We start from the raw sequence: 14,842 nt of genomic DNA, 5'->3' as shown, positions 1-14,842 counted from the left end.
GGACCATGCTGCAACAAAAAGTGTTAGCATCATTAGAATTTCATAAAGTAAAAGAAAAAGTCATGTCCTATACCGCATCCTCATTAGGAAAAGAAAGAGCGCAGGATTTAACGCCGCTGACGGATATAGAAACCATTCAGCATTTGCTGGAAGAGGTAGCAGAAGCACAGGATGTCATCCGCTTAAAGGGATCGGCGCCATTTGGCGGGCTGACGGATATTAGACGCGGGGTCAAACGGGCAGAAATCGGCAGTACATTAAGCCCATCTGAGCTCATGGAAATTGCAGCGCTATTATACACTGCGAAAAATATGAAGCACTTTCTCACGTCCCTGTATGAAGATGGTGTAGACATACCTCGCCTTCATACATATGCAGAGACGCTGATATTACTGCCTGAAGTCAGAAAAGAAATCGAAAGCTGTATTGGTGATAATGGAGAAGTGCTTGATCACGCAACTCCGGCGCTACGAACAATACGTACGCAATTACGTTCATTAGAATCAAAAGTGCGAGATAAATTAGAATCCATGATTCGCTCACAATCTGCTTCAAAAATGCTGTCAGACACGATTGTCACCATTCGTAATGATCGGTTTGTGATTCCGGTAAAGCAGGAGTACCGCTCGAATTACGGCGGAATTGTTCACGATCAATCATCATCTGGGGCAACCCTTTTTATTGAGCCGCAAGTGGTCGTGGATTTAAATAACACCTTGCAGCAAACCCGTTTAAAAGAAAAACAAGAGGTCGAAAAGATCCTCCAAATGCTGACAGCGAGCGTGTCAGAACACATTGAGGAACTTCTTCACAATGTAAAAGAGCTTCAGACGTTAGATTTTATTTTTGCTAAAGCCAAATATGCAAAGGCAGAAAAAGCCACAAAGCCTGCTGTGAATGATCAAGGGGAGATTTATTTAAAGCGGGCAAGACATCCTCTATTGCCTAGGGATCAGGTTGTGGCAAATGACATTGAGCTCGGCAAAGATTTTTCAACCATCGTTATTACTGGCCCAAATACAGGGGGTAAGACAGTTACCTTGAAAACGCTTGGTCTTCTTACGCTGATGACGCAGGCAGGCCTTCATATTCCAGTTGAAGAAGGCTCGGAAGTGGCTGTATTCGACCAAGTCTTTGCTGATATTGGAGATGAACAATCTATTGAGCAAAGCTTGAGTACGTTCTCATCTCATATGGTCAATATTGTAGATATCTTAAAGAATTTGACATCTAACTCACTCGTGTTATTTGATGAATTAGGGGCAGGAACAGACCCTGCAGAAGGTGCCGCGCTGGCCATGAGTATCTTAGATGAAGTGCATCAAACAAATGCACGCGTCATCGCAACGACCCACTATCCTGAGCTGAAGGCTTACGGATATAACCGGGAAGGTGTCACAAATGCGAGCGTGGAGTTTGACATTGAAACCTTATCACCAACGTACCGCTTGCTCATCGGTGTGCCCGGACGAAGTAATGCATTTGAAATTTCTAAACGTCTTGGGTTGCCAGATCATCTCATTGACCGTGCAAAAGCGGATATGCATGCCGAGCATAATGAAGTAGACCAAATGATTGCTTCATTAGAAGACAGCAAGAAACAAGCAGAAGAAGAGCTGCATGAGACAGAAGGCTATAGAAAAGAAGCAGAAAAGCTTCATAAAGAATTGCAGAGACAAATTCTTGAATGGAATGAGCAAAAGGACAAACTGCTTGAAGAAGCTGAAAAAAAAGCGGCAGAAAAAATTGAACAAGCCTCAAAAGAAGCAGAAGACATCATTCAAGAGCTTCGTTCGATAAAAAATGAGCATCGATCATTTAAAGAGCATGAACTCATCGATGCGAGAAAGCGTCTTGAAGAAGCAGTCCCTGAGTTTGACCGGAAGAAAAAGCCAGAGCCGGTGAAAAAAGCAGCAAGACATCTAAAATCAGGCGACGAAGTGAAAGTGCTCACCTTCGGGCAAAAAGGAACGCTGCTTGAACAAACAGGTGACAAAGAATGGAGTGTCCAAATGGGCATTCTGAAAATGAAAGTAAAAGAAAAAGACATGGAATTTATCAAATCAGCACCTGAATTTAAGCAGGAGAAAGCCATTACGGCAGTCAAAGGAAAAGACTATCATGTATCGCTTGAGCTTGACTTAAGGGGAGAGCGTTATGAAAATGCCTTAAGCAGAGTCGAGAAATATTTAGATGATGCTGTCTTAGCTGGTTATCCGCGTGTGTCGATCATTCACGGAAAAGGAACTGGCGCCCTTAGAAAAGGGGTTCAGGAATTACTGAAACAGCACCGAAGTGTGAAAAATGCTCGTTTTGGGGAACAAGGCGAGGGAGGATCAGGCGTTACCATCGTCGAATTAAAGTAAAAAGGAGAAAACGCATGAAAGCCTTTTGGGAAAATGAACTTGTGGAAATTGCCGCCTATTACAGCGTGGCCGTCCTATGTCTTGTCTTATTTCTAACCATTTTTGAACTCGTTACCTCCTATAAAAACTGGGAAGAGATCCAGCGGGGGAACTTAGCTGTTGCCATGGCAACAGGCGGAAAGATCTTTGGGATTGCGAATGTGTTTCAGCATTCTATCGCACAGCACAATTCCCTTCTGCAAATGATTGGATGGGGCGTATACGGCTTTGTGATGCTGCTTGTCAGCTATTTCATTTTTGAATTTTTAACACCACGATTTAAAGTAGACAAAGAAATTGAGAATGATAATAGAGCGGTCGGGTTTATTTCACTCATTATTTCAGTTGGGCTGTCTTATGTAGTAGCAGCCGGCATTTAAGGAGACGACATGGAAAAGCTAGCAAAAGTATTAATCGTAGTTGCCTGCACTTTTGCGGTCATTGGTGCCGTTTACATGTTCCTGTGAAATGAATAAGACAAAGTGAGAAAGCTGTCAGGGATTCCTTGGCAGCTTTTATCTCACCAGAAGGCGGTGAATCACATGAAGCAAATTCTGCAAAAAGACGAACTCATAAAGCGAATTGATACTTGTCTCCAAATGACTTCCCTGCCAAGAGACATATACGAACCGTATATTGCACGTCCATTTCAAACGACTGGATTTTTTGATGATTTGAGCCCTTATATTCAAATCGATCCGAGTGGCTATATTCTCATTCAATATGAACGAGGAATCCAAATGCTGCATAAAAGAACAAAAGCGGCGGATGAAGTCATTTACTGGATTTTAGAAGACACAATCTTTCTTACAGTCTACATAGATATGATGAGGCAGTATCAAGTCGACAACATCCAGACGCATTTACCTAATGACCCGAGTATCCATCAACAGATCGTGGAGAGAGTAAATGAGTCATTTCGTGCAATCGGTGGATTATATGAACAGTGGCATCATGAAGGAAAAAGAGCATCGATCGAAACACCGGCAAAGAAGTAAAGATGCCATGGAACCAAGCTCTATTTGAAAAAAGAAAACTGCCTTAAGGAAAAGTTTGCTATAATAAAATAGTACGAAAGTTCAGGAAGGAGGGTTTTTATGCAGTCAGATAAACGTTGGCTTCTGCATTACCCGAATCAAATTCCCCACGAACTCACCATCCCAAATGAGACGTTACAATCTTACTTATTCAGCTCCGCAGAGGCTGCACCTGAGCATACAGCCATTCATTTTCTAGGAAAAAACATCACCTATGAACAGCTCCAGGAAGAAGCATTGAAACTAGCTGGTCACCTGATGAAAATTGGCGTGAAAAAAGGCGACAGAGTAGCAATCATGCTGCCAAACTGTCCTCAATCTGTCATTTCATATTATGCTGTTTTAATTGCAGGCGGCATCGTTGTTCAAACGAACCCGCTTTATACGGAGAAAGAACTGGCATATCAAATGGAGGACAGCGGCTCAAAAGTGCTGATTACACTGGATTTATTGTATCCAAAGGCCTATAAAATGAAAGCGCTGACAAGTATGGAGCACTTGATCATCACCAAACTGCAGGATTATTTACCATTTCCGAAAAACATTCTGTTTCCTATCGTCCAAAAAAGAAAAAATAAAATGGTCATCCAAGTAGAGAAAAGCGAGACCATTCATCACTTCTCACAAATTATGAAAGAATCGTCAGGAGAACAGATTCCGGCTCTTGCCTTTGAACCGAAAGAGGATGTCGCTGTTTTGCAATATACAGGCGGAACGACTGGTTTACCAAAAGGGGTCATGCTGACGCATGAAAATATTTTAGCGAATACTGAAATGTGCGCTTCTTGGATGTATAAAACGACAAGAGGAAAAGAACGAATCCTTGGCATCATTCCGTTTTTTCATGTATACGGAATGACGACCGTATTAAACCTTGCTGTGAAAGAAGGGCATTCAATGATTCTCCTTCCGCGATTTGACGCAGCTGATACCCTCAAAACGATTGAAAAACAGAAACCGACACTCTTTCCAGGTGCACCCACCATGTATATTGCCTTGCTGCATCATCCGAACATTGAAAAGTATGACCTGTCGTCCATCACTGCATGTTTAAGCGGCTCGGCGGCTCTTCCTGTTGAAGTCAAACAGAGCTTTGAGAAATTAACAGGAGGGCGTTTAGTTGAGGGGTATGGTCTTTCAGAAACTTCGCCAGTGACCCATTCTAACTTTTTATGGGGAGCGAACAAAACAGGCAGCATTGGCTGTCCGTGGCCTGGGACAGACGCAGGTATTTATTGCGAGGAAACGGGTGGCCTTAAAGAGCCGTATGAGCACGGAGAAATTATCGTCAAAGGACCGCAGATCATGAAAGGCTACTGGAATCAGCCAGAGGAGACAGCAGCTGTATTAAGGGACGGATGGTTTTTCACTGGAGATATTGGGTATATGGATGAGGACGGTTTTTTCTATATCGTTGACCGGAAAAAAGATGTCATTATTGCGAGCGGTTATAATATTTACCCAAGAGAGGTCGAAGAAGCCCTTTATGAGCATGAGCTTGTACAAGAAGCCGTTGTCGCAGGCATACCAGATCCTTATAGAGGAGAAACAGTAAAAGCGTTTGTTGTGCCGAAAAAGGATGCTTATTTAACAGAGGATGAACTCGATCGCTTTGTCAGAACGAGAATTGCTTCATTTAAAGTACCGCGCGTGTATGAATTTAAAGAATCACTGCCTAAAACGGCTGTCGGAAAAATTTTGCGCAGAGTATTAATTGAAGAAGAAAAAAGAAAGCAAGCTTCATCATCTGAGACACCTGTCGATCAATTGAAGAAATAACGACCTTCATCATCCGGTCGAGCGGCCGGATGATTTGAATGATGACCGTCTGCTCTGGTATGATAAAGGTTGAAAAGAAAGAAGAAGATCACTTGACAAATCACCCGTTTCTTTTTAACATAAAGTTATGAATGAATGCTCATTCAATTTAGAAAGGGACGAAGCACATTGAAGCAGAAAAGACCGAAGTACATGCAAATTATTGATGCTGCAGTTGTGGTGATTGCGGAGAACGGCTATCATCAATCACAAGTTTCAAAGATTGCGAAACAAGCAGGGGTGGCAGACGGAACCATTTATCTTTATTTCAAAAACAAAGAGGATATTCTCATCTCATTGTTCAAAGAAAAAATGGGACAATTCATCGAACGGATGGAGACAGATATTCAAAAGAAGCCGTCTGCAAAAGAAAAGCTTCTACTGTTGATCGAGGAGCATTTTCGCATGCTGGCGCAAAATCATCATTTGGCTCTTGTGACACAGCTTGAACTCAGGCAGTCAAACCTTGAGCTGCGGCAAAAAATCAATGAGGTGCTAAAAGGGTATTTAAATATGCTCGAGTCGATTTTAACAGAAGGAAAGAAAACAGGAGAATTCAGACAAAATTTAGATGTCCGCTTAGCAAGACAAATGGTATTTGGGACGATTGATGAAACCGCAACAACATGGGTCATGAATGATCAAAAATATGATCTGCCTGCACTCGCAGAAAGTGTACATGATCTGCTGTTAAACGGAATACATCAATCCTAAAGACAATGTGAAAAAGGATGATTGACATGGAAAAAATACTCAGCTTACATCATGAAGGACAGACAGCGCTCATCACGATTCAGAACCCGCCTGCAAATGCCTTATCCTCTCAGCTGCTCACTGAGCTTAATGACATGTTCGATAAGCTCGAACAGAATGAAGAAGTAAGAGCGATTGTGATCCACGGAGAAGGCAGATTCTTCTCAGCAGGTGCTGATATTAAAGAATTTACGACTTTACAGGAAGAGTCTGATTATGCAAGCCTCGCTGATAGAGGACAGCAAGTCTTTGAACGGATTGAACAGTGTCCAAAGCCAGTCATTGCCTCGATTCACGGAGCAGCATTAGGCGGGGGCCTTGAGCTTGCTATGTCTTGTGATATCCGAATCGCAACAAAAGATGCAAAGCTTGGACTGCCAGAACTAAACCTTGGCATTATTCCAGGATTCGGCGGCACGCAGCGTCTCCCGCGCTACGTTGGTTCTGCTAAAGCACTTGAAATGATGGGAACAGCTGAACCGATTACAGGTGAAGAAGCATTTACGTGCGGCCTTGTTACAAAGCTGGCAGAAACAGAGGAAGAAGCGCTCGAAGCGGCCAAAACACTTGCGGGGAAATTTGCCGCGAAAAGCCCTAAATCACTTGAATATGTGCTTGATTTATTGAACGCCACAAAACTGTATTCATATGACGGCGGAATGAAGCTGGAAGCCAAAAAATTTGGTGAGGTTTTCCAATCAAATGACGCCAAAGAAGGCATCCAGGCCTTTATTGAAAAGCGCAAACCGAATTTTAAAGGGGAATAAGGGATAAGTACGACACAAGGGGGAGAAATAAATGAATATATTTGTTTTGATGAAGCGTACGTTTGACACGGAAGAGAAAATTTCGATTCAGTCTGGTGCAATTCAAGAAGATGGAGCAGAGTTCATTATTAATCCTTATGACGAGTATGCCATTGAAGAAGCCATTCAGCTTCGCGATGAGCACGGGGGAGAAGTGACCGTTGTGACAGTTGGCGGTGAGGATGCAGAGAAACAGCTGAGAACAGCGCTTGCTATGGGCTGTGACAGGGCCGTCTTATTAAATGTGGAGGATGACTTAGAAGAGTGGGACCAATATTCTGCTTCTACCATTCTTTATCACTATTTAAAAGACAAAGAGGCTTCCTTGATCTTAGCAGGGAATGTAGCAATTGACGGCGGCTCTGGACAGGTAGCCCCGCGTCTTGCTGAATTACTCGGTTTTTCATATGTGACTACGATAACAAGTATTCAAATTGACGGCGGCTCTGCGTCGATTGAACGAGATGCAGAGGGGGATGTGGAAGTCATTTCTGCCGAACTCCCGCTTGTCGTCACAGCTCAGCAAGGACTCAATGAGCCTCGCTATCCATCATTACCAGGCATTATGAAGGCAAAGAAAAAGCCTTTAGAAGAATTGGAACTTGATGATTTAGATCTGGATGAAGACGATGTACCATATAAAATCAAAACAATTGAACGTTTCTTACCGGAGAAAAAACAGGGTGGCAAGGTGCTGAGCGGCGAGCTTCAGGATCAAGTCAAAGAACTGACAGATCTACTCAGAAATGAAGCAAAAGTCATCTAAACATCCACTTTACGATATCACGAGAACAAGGGGGAGCTTGAAGATGAGTAAAAAAGTTGTTGTACTTGGAGAAAGTCGTGACGGTAAGTTAAGAAATGTGACATTTGAAGCCATTGCTGCCGCTCACAAAGTGGCAGATGGCGGTGAGGTCATTGGCGTGTTAATAGGGGATGACGTCAAAGACCTAGCAGATGAACTGCTTTACTATGGAGCGGATCATGTCATGATTGTGGAGCATCCGCACCTTTCATATTATACGTCAGATGGTTTTGCGCAGGCGCTTCAAGCCATATTAGATCAGGTTGATCCAGATGCTGTGCTCTTTGGCCATACATCTATCGGAAAAGACTTGTCGCCGAAAATAGCCGCACGTCTCCAGACTGGCTTGATTTCAGATGCGATTGATGTAAGCGTTACTGGTGAACATCTTGTTTTCACTAGACCGATTTACTCTGGAAAAGCCTTCGAAAAAGTCATTTCGACAGACCTTCTGCTTCTAGCGACCATCCGGCCAAATAACGTGGCACCACTTGAGCGGGATACGTCACGAGGGGGAGAAGTCACACCAGTTTCTGTCGATATTCAAAACCTTCGGACGATCGTGAAGGAAGTCATTAAAAAAACGTCAGAAGGTGTAGATTTATCAGAAGCAAAGGTCATTGTTGCTGGAGGGCGCGGGGTTAAGAGCAAGGAAGGCTTTGAACCGCTGAATGAACTCGCTGAGACGCTGGGGGCAGCAGTCGGAGCTTCGCGAGGAGCCTGTGACGCTGATTATTGTGATTATGCCCTGCAAATTGGTCAAACGGGAAAAGTCGTCACACCTGATCTTTATATTGCATGCGGGATATCAGGAGCGATTCAGCATTTAGCGGGAATGTCTAACAGTAAAGTCATTGTGGCCATCAACAAAGACCCAGAAGCGGAAATCTTCAAAATCGCCGATTATGGAATTGTTGGTGACTTGTTTGAAGTGGTACCGCTTTTGAATGAAGAGTTAAAAAAGATGAATATCCACTCGTAACGCTCATACACTCAGAATGCCTAGGTATTCTGGGTTTTTTTGTATGTTATTAAGAAGAAAAGGAGCGGTTGACAAGTGAAGGGGACAGTAAAAGTCAATGACGTGATCGGACGCATTTCTAAACACATTTACGGGCATTTTCAAGAGCATTTAGGAAGAGGGATTTATGACGGGATTTGGGTAGGAAAAGACTCAGAGATTGATCATATTGAGGGGATTCGTACTGATGTACTGAAGGCCCTTCAAGCATTACATATTCCGGTGCTGAGATGGCCGGGGGGCTGCTTCGCAGACGAGTATCATTGGGCAAATGGTGTAGGTGAGCTGAGTGAACGAAAGCCAATGGTCAATACCCATTGGGGTGGTACGGTTGAATCCAATGCATTTGGTACGCATGAATTTATGGCATTGTGTGAGCTGCTTGAATGTGAACCTTACATTTGCGGCAATGTGGGAAGCGGGTCTGTTCAAGAATTAGCCGATTGGGTCGAATACATGACATTTCCAAAAGGGACACCTATGTCAGATTGGCGCATTAAAAATGGAAAACAAGAACCTTGGAAGCTGACCTATGTTGGTGTAGGCAATGAAAGCTGGGGCTGCGGCGGGAATATGACGCCTGAATACTATGCAGATTTATATAAACGCTATCAAACGTACGTAAGAGAGTTTGCAGGGCAGCGTATTTATAAAATCGCCTGCGGCGCGAACTCTAATGACGTGAATTGGACGAAAGTATTGATGGAGCGGGCCGCACCGTGGATGGATGGGCTCAGTTTACATTATTACACCGTACCGGGTACATGGGAGAAGAAAGGATCAGCGACTGAATTCGATGAGGATGAATGGTTTATCACGCTGAAAAAGGCCTATGAGATGGAACGGCTTGTCGAAGACCATGGAGAAATCATGGATCGTTATGACCCAGACAAGCGAATCGGGATGATTATTGATGAATGGGGGACATGGTATGACCCAGAGCCAGGGACAAATCCTGGGTTTTTATATCAGCAAAACACACTAAGAGACGCCCTTGTGGCCGCCCTCCATTTTCATATTTTTCATCGCCATTGCGAGCGGATTCATATGGCAAATATTGCTCAGACGGTCAATGTGCTGCAAGCGATGGTATTAACAAAGGATGAAAAGATGCTTCTGACACCTACGTATCATGTATTTCACATGTTTCAAGTGCATCAAGAGGAAGAAGCGCTTGAAGTGGAGTTCGTTTCACCGCCGTATGAACGAAGAGGTGAAAAAATTCCTCAGGTCAGTGTGTCAGCCTCGCGTTCATCAGGTAAGATGCATATTAGCTACTGTCACTTGAATCCGCATGAACAAACAGAGATATCCCTTGCCATTGCAGGGATTGAAGAACAAACGAAAGTCACTGGACGTGTACTGACGGCTGATCGCATGAATGCCCATAATACATTCGATGATCCTCATTCTGTTCAGCCAAAAGACTTTGAGCAAATGGCTGTAAAGTCCGGAGAATTAACGGTGGAGCTGCCGCCAATGTCAGTGGTCATGATAACTGTCGACCTCGCTTAATTGCATATTTCGATGTTTGATGAGAAGAATGTTGGGGCATCATACATTGTAAATGAAGCGGAAAGGGTGTCATGTCATATGCTTAGAACCATTCTTATGATCATCGGTGCGATTGTTGTTATTGGTGCGATTATACGGTTTGTTTTTTAATTCATTTCCTAAAAAATGATTCGTAAGCATTTCATTCGCAAGTCACATTGGTAGATGCTATACTAAAAAGCATAATTTACATTGGAGGAATGAATAATGGCAATCGTAAAAGCTACTGACGCAACATTTTCACAAGAAACTGCAGAAGGTGTTGTTCTTGCAGACTTTTGGGCACCATGGTGTGGACCTTGTAAAATGATTGCTCCAGTTCTTGAAGAACTTGATCAAGAAATGGGCGACAAAATGAAAATTGTAAAAATTGATGTAGACGATAACCAAGAAACTGCTGGTAAATACGGCGTGATGAGTATCCCAACACTTCTTGTTTTAAAAGACGGTGAAGTTGTAGAAACTTCTGTTGGTTTCAAACCAAAAGAAGCACTTGCTGAGCTTGTCAACAAACATCTATAAACCAATCTATGCTCAAGCGGCATAATCATTGAAGCGGTTCTCGTAAAGACGAGAGCCGCTTTTCTTTCAACATGGTATAAAACAAATGTTCGTGATACACTAGAAGGAGTGAAAGAGGAAAACAAGGACGGATGAAAAGATGAACAAACTAATCAAAGAAAAGCTGTCAGTCCTGCCGGATCAACCAGGCTGTTACTTAATGAAAGATAGACAAAATACGATCATTTATGTGGGAAAGGCAAAGGTTTTAAAAAATAGGGTGCGCTCTTATTTCACTGGATCACATGACGCCAAAACGCAGCGGCTTGTCAGTGAAATTGAAGACTTTGAATACATTGTCACCTCTTCTAATATCGAGGCGCTCATTTTAGAGCTGAATTTAATCAAAAAATATGACCCAAAATACAATGTCATGCTCAAGGATGACAAAACGTATCCATTTATAAAAATTACGAATGAACGCCATCCTAAGCTGATCGTCACCCGCAATGTAAAAAAGGACAAAGGAAAATATTTCGGTCCATACCCAAACGTACAAGCAGCTCGAGAAACAAAAAAGCTGCTCGACCGCTTATATCCACTGAGAAAATGTGCCACTCTTCCTGACCGGGTCTGTCTTTATTATCACCTTGGACAATGTCTTGCGCCATGTGTGTATGACATTTCCGAGGAAACGAATAAGCAGCTCGTGGATGAAATCACAAGGTTTCTAAACGGAGGACATCAGCAAATCAAAAAAGAACTCACCGAAAAGATGCAGGAAGCTGCTGAAAATTTAGAGTTTGAACGGGCAAAAGAACTAAGAGACCAAATCGCATATATCGACTCAACGATGGAAAAACAGAAAATGACGATGAGTGATTTATCAGATCGAGATGTCTTTGCCTATGCCTATGATAAAGGCTGGATGTGTGTCCAAGTTTTCTTCATCAGACAGGGGAAATTGATTGAACGTGATGTCAGCCTGTTTCCAATGTATCAGGACCCTGAGGAAGAGTTCCTCACGTTTATGGGGCAATTTTATGAAAAGAACAACCATTTTCTGCCGAAGGAAATTTTGGTGCCTGACAGTGTCGATCAAGAGATGATTGAGCAATTGCTTGAGACGAACGTTCACCAGCCGAAAAAAGGAAAGAAAAAGGATTTACTTTTACTTGCCCATCAAAATGCCAAAATCGCCTTAAAAGAAAAATTTTCGCTCATTGAGCGTGATGAAGAGCGGACAATTGGTGCGGTGAAACAGCTCGGGGATGCGCTTAATATTTATATGCCATACAGAATCGAGGCATTTGATAACTCAAATATTCAAGGGGCAGATCCGGTTTCTGCCATGGTCGTCTTTCAGGACGGAAAACCCTATAAAAAGGAATACCGAAAATACAAAATTAAAACCGTCTCAGGGCCAGATGACTATGCATCCATGCGTGAAGTCATTAGAAGACGATATACCCGCGTGTTAAAGGATGAACTGCCGCTGCCAGATTTAATTTTAATTGACGGAGGAAAAGGACAGATCAACGCAGCCATCGATGTGCTTGAAAATGAATTGAATTTGTCTGTCCCAGTCGCAGGTCTTGTAAAAGATGAAAAACACCGGACATCGAATCTCATGATGGGAGATACACTTGAAATTGTTGCGCTGGAGCGGAATAGCCAGGCTTTTTACTTATTGCAGCGCATTCAAGATGAAGTGCACCGGTTCGCCATTAGCTTTCACCGGCAGCTGCGCGGAAAAAATGCATTCCAGTCTATTTTAGACGATGTACCAGGTATCGGAGAGAAACGTAAAAAACAGCTCCTCAAACATTTTGGCTCTGTGAAAAAGATGAAAGAAGCCTCTATCCAAGACTTTCAGGAGGCTGGCATTCCGAAACAGACGGCTGAACTTTTAATGGAAGCATTAAAAAAATAGATTGTACTTTTACCAAAAGTCTGTTAAGATGTGACTAATTTAATAAATGAACGTGTTGTTTGTTGAAGATAGAGGTGCGAACTTCAAGAGTAAGCCTTCGGAGATCGATGGGATCTAAGAAGAGGGCTGAAAGGGGAGCGTCGCCGAAGTGAATAAAATCCACTCATTTTATTCGCTGGCTGTACATTGAAGAAATGTAGGGCTGTCAAGAATTCATTTCTTGGAGGGCTATCTCATTGTTTGCATCGTTTAATGATGATTTTAAAGCAATGGGAGATTTGTTCTCTCATTGCTTTTTTATTTGCAGTGAGCGGACAGTCTCCAAAGCTGCCTCTTCTCTCACACGTGAACTTTTGAAAAAGGGTGGTAGACATGGGACTAATTGTACAAAAATTTGGTGGAACTTCCGTTGGGTCGGCAGAAAAAATTCGCAATGCCGCAGAGAGAGTGATCGCTGAACGCGAGGCAGGACATGATGTGGTTGTGGTTGTATCAGCGATGGGCAAATCAACGGATGTTCTAGTAGACTTAGCGAAAGAACTCACAGACGATCCAAGCAAAAGAGAGATGGATATGCTGCTCGCAACTGGTGAGCAGGTGACCATTTCATTATTAGCGATGGCGCTCCAAAGAAGAGGTTATGATGCCATTTCCTTTACAGGCTGGCAGGCTGGTATGAAAACAGAGCATGTACACGGAAATGCAAGAATCGTGGACATTGATGAATCAAGAATAAAAGAGGAATTAAGTGCGGGGAAAGTTGTTGTTGTGGCAGGCTTCCAAGGAATTGCAGATGACTTACATATCACAACACTTGGCCGCGGCGGATCAGATACAACTGCTGTGGCACTGGCTGCCGCACTAAAAGCTGATAAATGTGATATTTACACAGATGTACCAGGAGTGTTTACAACAGATCCGCGTTATGTACCATCTGCGCGGAAACTTGCAGGCATTTCATACGATGAGATGCTTGAGCTGGCTAATTTAGGAGCTGGCGTTCTGCATCCAAGAGCTGTTGAATTTGCGAAAAATTATCAAGTCCCGCTAGAAGTCCGTTCTAGTATTGAAAATGAATCGGGTACGTTAATTGAGGAGGAATCATCCATGGAACAAAATTTAGTCGTCAGAGGCATTGCATTTGAAGATCAGATTACACGTGTGACAGTGTGCGGACTTTCAAGCGGTTTAACAACATTATCGACCATTTTTACGACGCTTGCGAAACAGAATATCAATGTTGATATCATCATTCAGTCTGTCACAAGCACCAATCAGACGTCGATCTCTTTCTCTGTCAAAACGGATGATTTGTCCAAAACAGTTGAAGTATTAGAAGAATATAAAGGGGCGCTTGGCTACGAGCAGATTGAGACAGAAAGCAAATTAGCGAAAGTATCCATCGTGGGATCTGGAATGGTCTCAAACCCAGGCGTAGCTGCTGAAATGTTTGCTGTGTTAGCGCAAAAAGACATTCAAGTGAAAATGGTCAGTACGTCTGAAATCAAAGTCTCAACAGTGGTCGGCCGTGATGATATGGTCAAAGCGGTTGAAGCGCTGCATGATGCGTTTGATTTATCAAAGGTGAGCGCCGCTGCTCATTCTTAAAAAGGTAAAGAGGTGCTCTCATGAAAGAGGGTCGCCTCTTTTTTCTATATGGAATCGGCTGAAACGGGCGTAAACCCATTCATTAAGTATGCTATGATAGATGTAGACATATAAAAAAGGCGTGACCTGAAGTCCGCGCCTTTTATCAAGAGTATTAGCTAGGGTCTCTTAAATCCCATTTAACGGTTAAAATGACTTTCTCAGCACGCTTTTTCACTTGTTCATAGGATTCAGCCACGTGCTCATTCAGAAGCTGAATTTGTTCAGCAATAAAACCCGCTTCCATCTGAAAGCATGGCTCCTTTTGATAGGTGAGTCGATTTGATACTAGTGGACCTTCGAGCTCAAACTCAATTTCCTGTTTTTTCGAATGGACCATTGTGAGAGTCCCCCATCCGGCATCATGGAAAAATTCGGGGATCTTCTCCCATGACTCTTGAGGAAATTTACGAGCAAGCAGTTTACCCGCAAAATACATCATAGATGAATGGTCCTGACCAAGAATATCAGGCAGCAGAACTTCGCGTATCAGCTCGTAGGCAAATCCATTGACTTCAATTTCTTTTAGCTGTTCTAAGTTAGATTCGAATTTATTCATTGT

Annotated in this window: 13 protein-coding genes and 1 riboswitch; of the genes, 12 read left to right on the top strand and 1 reads right to left on the bottom strand. The window is 42.9% G+C overall.

The annotated features are described in order from the left end of the window. Positions 1-8 precede the first annotated feature (8 nt). The 12 genes from NSU13_RS13005 to NSU13_RS12950 all read left to right on the top strand — a co-directional run bounded on the left by NSU13_RS13005 (position 9) and on the right by NSU13_RS12950 (position 14,241). Positions 9-2,366: an endonuclease MutS2 gene (locus NSU13_RS13005; protein ID WP_251232264.1), complete on the top strand. Its 2,358-nt coding sequence runs from the start codon at positions 9-11 to the stop codon at positions 2,364-2,366. A 14-nt stretch (positions 2,367-2,380) separates the two neighbouring features. After that, a complete protein-coding gene (locus tag NSU13_RS13000) occupies positions 2,381-2,785 on the top strand; it encodes a DUF350 domain-containing protein (protein ID WP_008345990.1) in 405 nt (134 codons plus the stop codon). 162 nt (positions 2,786-2,947) lie between these two features. Beyond that, entirely contained in the window at positions 2,948-3,403 is a 456-nt protein-coding gene (locus NSU13_RS12995) for an immunity 63 family protein (RefSeq protein WP_034280732.1), read from the top strand. Positions 3,404-3,502: 99 nt separating this feature from the next. After that, complete coding sequence (locus NSU13_RS12990) at positions 3,503-5,221, top strand: AMP-binding protein (RefSeq protein ID WP_070326352.1); 1,719 nt, start codon at positions 3,503-3,505, stop codon at positions 5,219-5,221. A 168-nt stretch (positions 5,222-5,389) separates the two neighbouring features. Continuing rightward, positions 5,390-5,974 (top strand): TetR/AcrR family transcriptional regulator, encoded by a 585-nt coding sequence (locus NSU13_RS12985; protein WP_024427175.1) that lies wholly within the window; start codon positions 5,390-5,392, stop codon positions 5,972-5,974. Between the two features lie 26 nt (positions 5,975-6,000). Then, complete coding sequence (locus tag NSU13_RS12980; RefSeq protein ID WP_025092456.1) at positions 6,001-6,780, top strand: enoyl-CoA hydratase; 780 nt, start codon at positions 6,001-6,003, stop codon at positions 6,778-6,780. A gap of 31 nt (positions 6,781-6,811) precedes the next feature. Next, positions 6,812-7,585, top strand: a complete 774-nt coding sequence (locus NSU13_RS12975; RefSeq protein ID WP_327827677.1) for an electron transfer flavoprotein subunit beta/FixA family protein — start codon at positions 6,812-6,814, stop codon at positions 7,583-7,585. 43 nt (positions 7,586-7,628) lie between these two features. Continuing rightward, positions 7,629-8,606, top strand: a complete 978-nt coding sequence (locus tag NSU13_RS12970; protein ID WP_327827676.1) for an electron transfer flavoprotein subunit alpha/FixB family protein — start codon at positions 7,629-7,631, stop codon at positions 8,604-8,606. 75 nt (positions 8,607-8,681) lie between these two features. Then, positions 8,682-10,160 carry an alpha-N-arabinofuranosidase gene (locus tag NSU13_RS12965; RefSeq protein ID WP_041115053.1) on the top strand — a complete coding sequence of 493 codons (1,479 nt, stop codon included), beginning with the start codon at positions 8,682-8,684 and terminating at the stop codon, positions 10,158-10,160. A gap of 246 nt (positions 10,161-10,406) precedes the next feature. Then, positions 10,407-10,721 carry a thioredoxin gene (trxA, locus tag NSU13_RS12960; RefSeq protein WP_007501629.1) on the top strand — a complete coding sequence of 105 codons (315 nt, stop codon included), beginning with the start codon at positions 10,407-10,409 and terminating at the stop codon, positions 10,719-10,721. A 139-nt stretch (positions 10,722-10,860) separates the two neighbouring features. Then, complete coding sequence (uvrC, locus tag NSU13_RS12955; protein WP_024423216.1) at positions 10,861-12,633, top strand: excinuclease ABC subunit UvrC; 1,773 nt, start codon at positions 10,861-10,863, stop codon at positions 12,631-12,633. A gap of 61 nt (positions 12,634-12,694) precedes the next feature. Next, a riboswitch (Lysine riboswitch) is annotated at positions 12,695-12,872 on the top strand. A 133-nt stretch (positions 12,873-13,005) separates the two neighbouring features. Further along, positions 13,006-14,241 (top strand): aspartate kinase, encoded by a 1,236-nt coding sequence (locus NSU13_RS12950; RefSeq protein WP_034279740.1) that lies wholly within the window; start codon positions 13,006-13,008, stop codon positions 14,239-14,241. A 154-nt stretch (positions 14,242-14,395) separates the two neighbouring features. Here the strand turns inward: NSU13_RS12950 and NSU13_RS12945 are convergent, their stop codons facing one another. Then, positions 14,396-14,839, bottom strand: a complete 444-nt coding sequence (locus NSU13_RS12945) for a YslB family protein (RefSeq protein ID WP_024423214.1) — start codon at positions 14,837-14,839, stop codon at positions 14,396-14,398. Positions 14,840-14,842: the final 3 nt, after the last annotated feature.

This window comes from Bacillus sp. FSL M8-0049 (assembly GCF_038593355.1).
In the GTDB taxonomy this organism is placed as follows: domain Bacteria; phylum Bacillota; class Bacilli; order Bacillales; family Bacillaceae; genus Bacillus; species Bacillus safensis.
This window is presented reverse-complemented; position numbering and strand designations above follow the sequence as displayed.

What these genes read in the sequence shown, in the direction of transcription:
- NSU13_RS13000 (WP_008345990.1), top strand. Translation starts at nt 2,381, where the DNA reads ATGAAAGCCTTTTGGGAAAATGAACTTGTGGAAATTGCCGCCTATTAC.
- NSU13_RS12995 (WP_034280732.1), top strand. Translation starts at nt 2,948, where the DNA reads ATGAAGCAAATTCTGCAAAAAGACGAACTCATAAAGCGAATTGATACT.
- NSU13_RS12990 (WP_070326352.1), top strand. Translation starts at nt 3,503, where the DNA reads ATGCAGTCAGATAAACGTTGGCTTCTGCATTACCCGAATCAAATTCCC.
- NSU13_RS12980 (WP_025092456.1), top strand. Translation starts at nt 6,001, where the DNA reads ATGGAAAAAATACTCAGCTTACATCATGAAGGACAGACAGCGCTCATC.
- NSU13_RS12975 (WP_327827677.1), top strand. Translation starts at nt 6,812, where the DNA reads ATGAATATATTTGTTTTGATGAAGCGTACGTTTGACACGGAAGAGAAA.
- NSU13_RS12970 (WP_327827676.1), top strand. Translation starts at nt 7,629, where the DNA reads ATGAGTAAAAAAGTTGTTGTACTTGGAGAAAGTCGTGACGGTAAGTTA.
- trxA (WP_007501629.1), top strand. Translation starts at nt 10,407, where the DNA reads ATGGCAATCGTAAAAGCTACTGACGCAACATTTTCACAAGAAACTGCA.
- uvrC (WP_024423216.1), top strand. Translation starts at nt 10,861, where the DNA reads ATGAACAAACTAATCAAAGAAAAGCTGTCAGTCCTGCCGGATCAACCA.
- NSU13_RS12950 (WP_034279740.1), top strand. Translation starts at nt 13,006, where the DNA reads ATGGGACTAATTGTACAAAAATTTGGTGGAACTTCCGTTGGGTCGGCA.
- NSU13_RS12945 (WP_024423214.1), bottom strand. Translation starts at nt 14,839, where the DNA reads ATGAATAAATTCGAATCTAACTTAGAACAGCTAAAAGAAATTGAAGTC.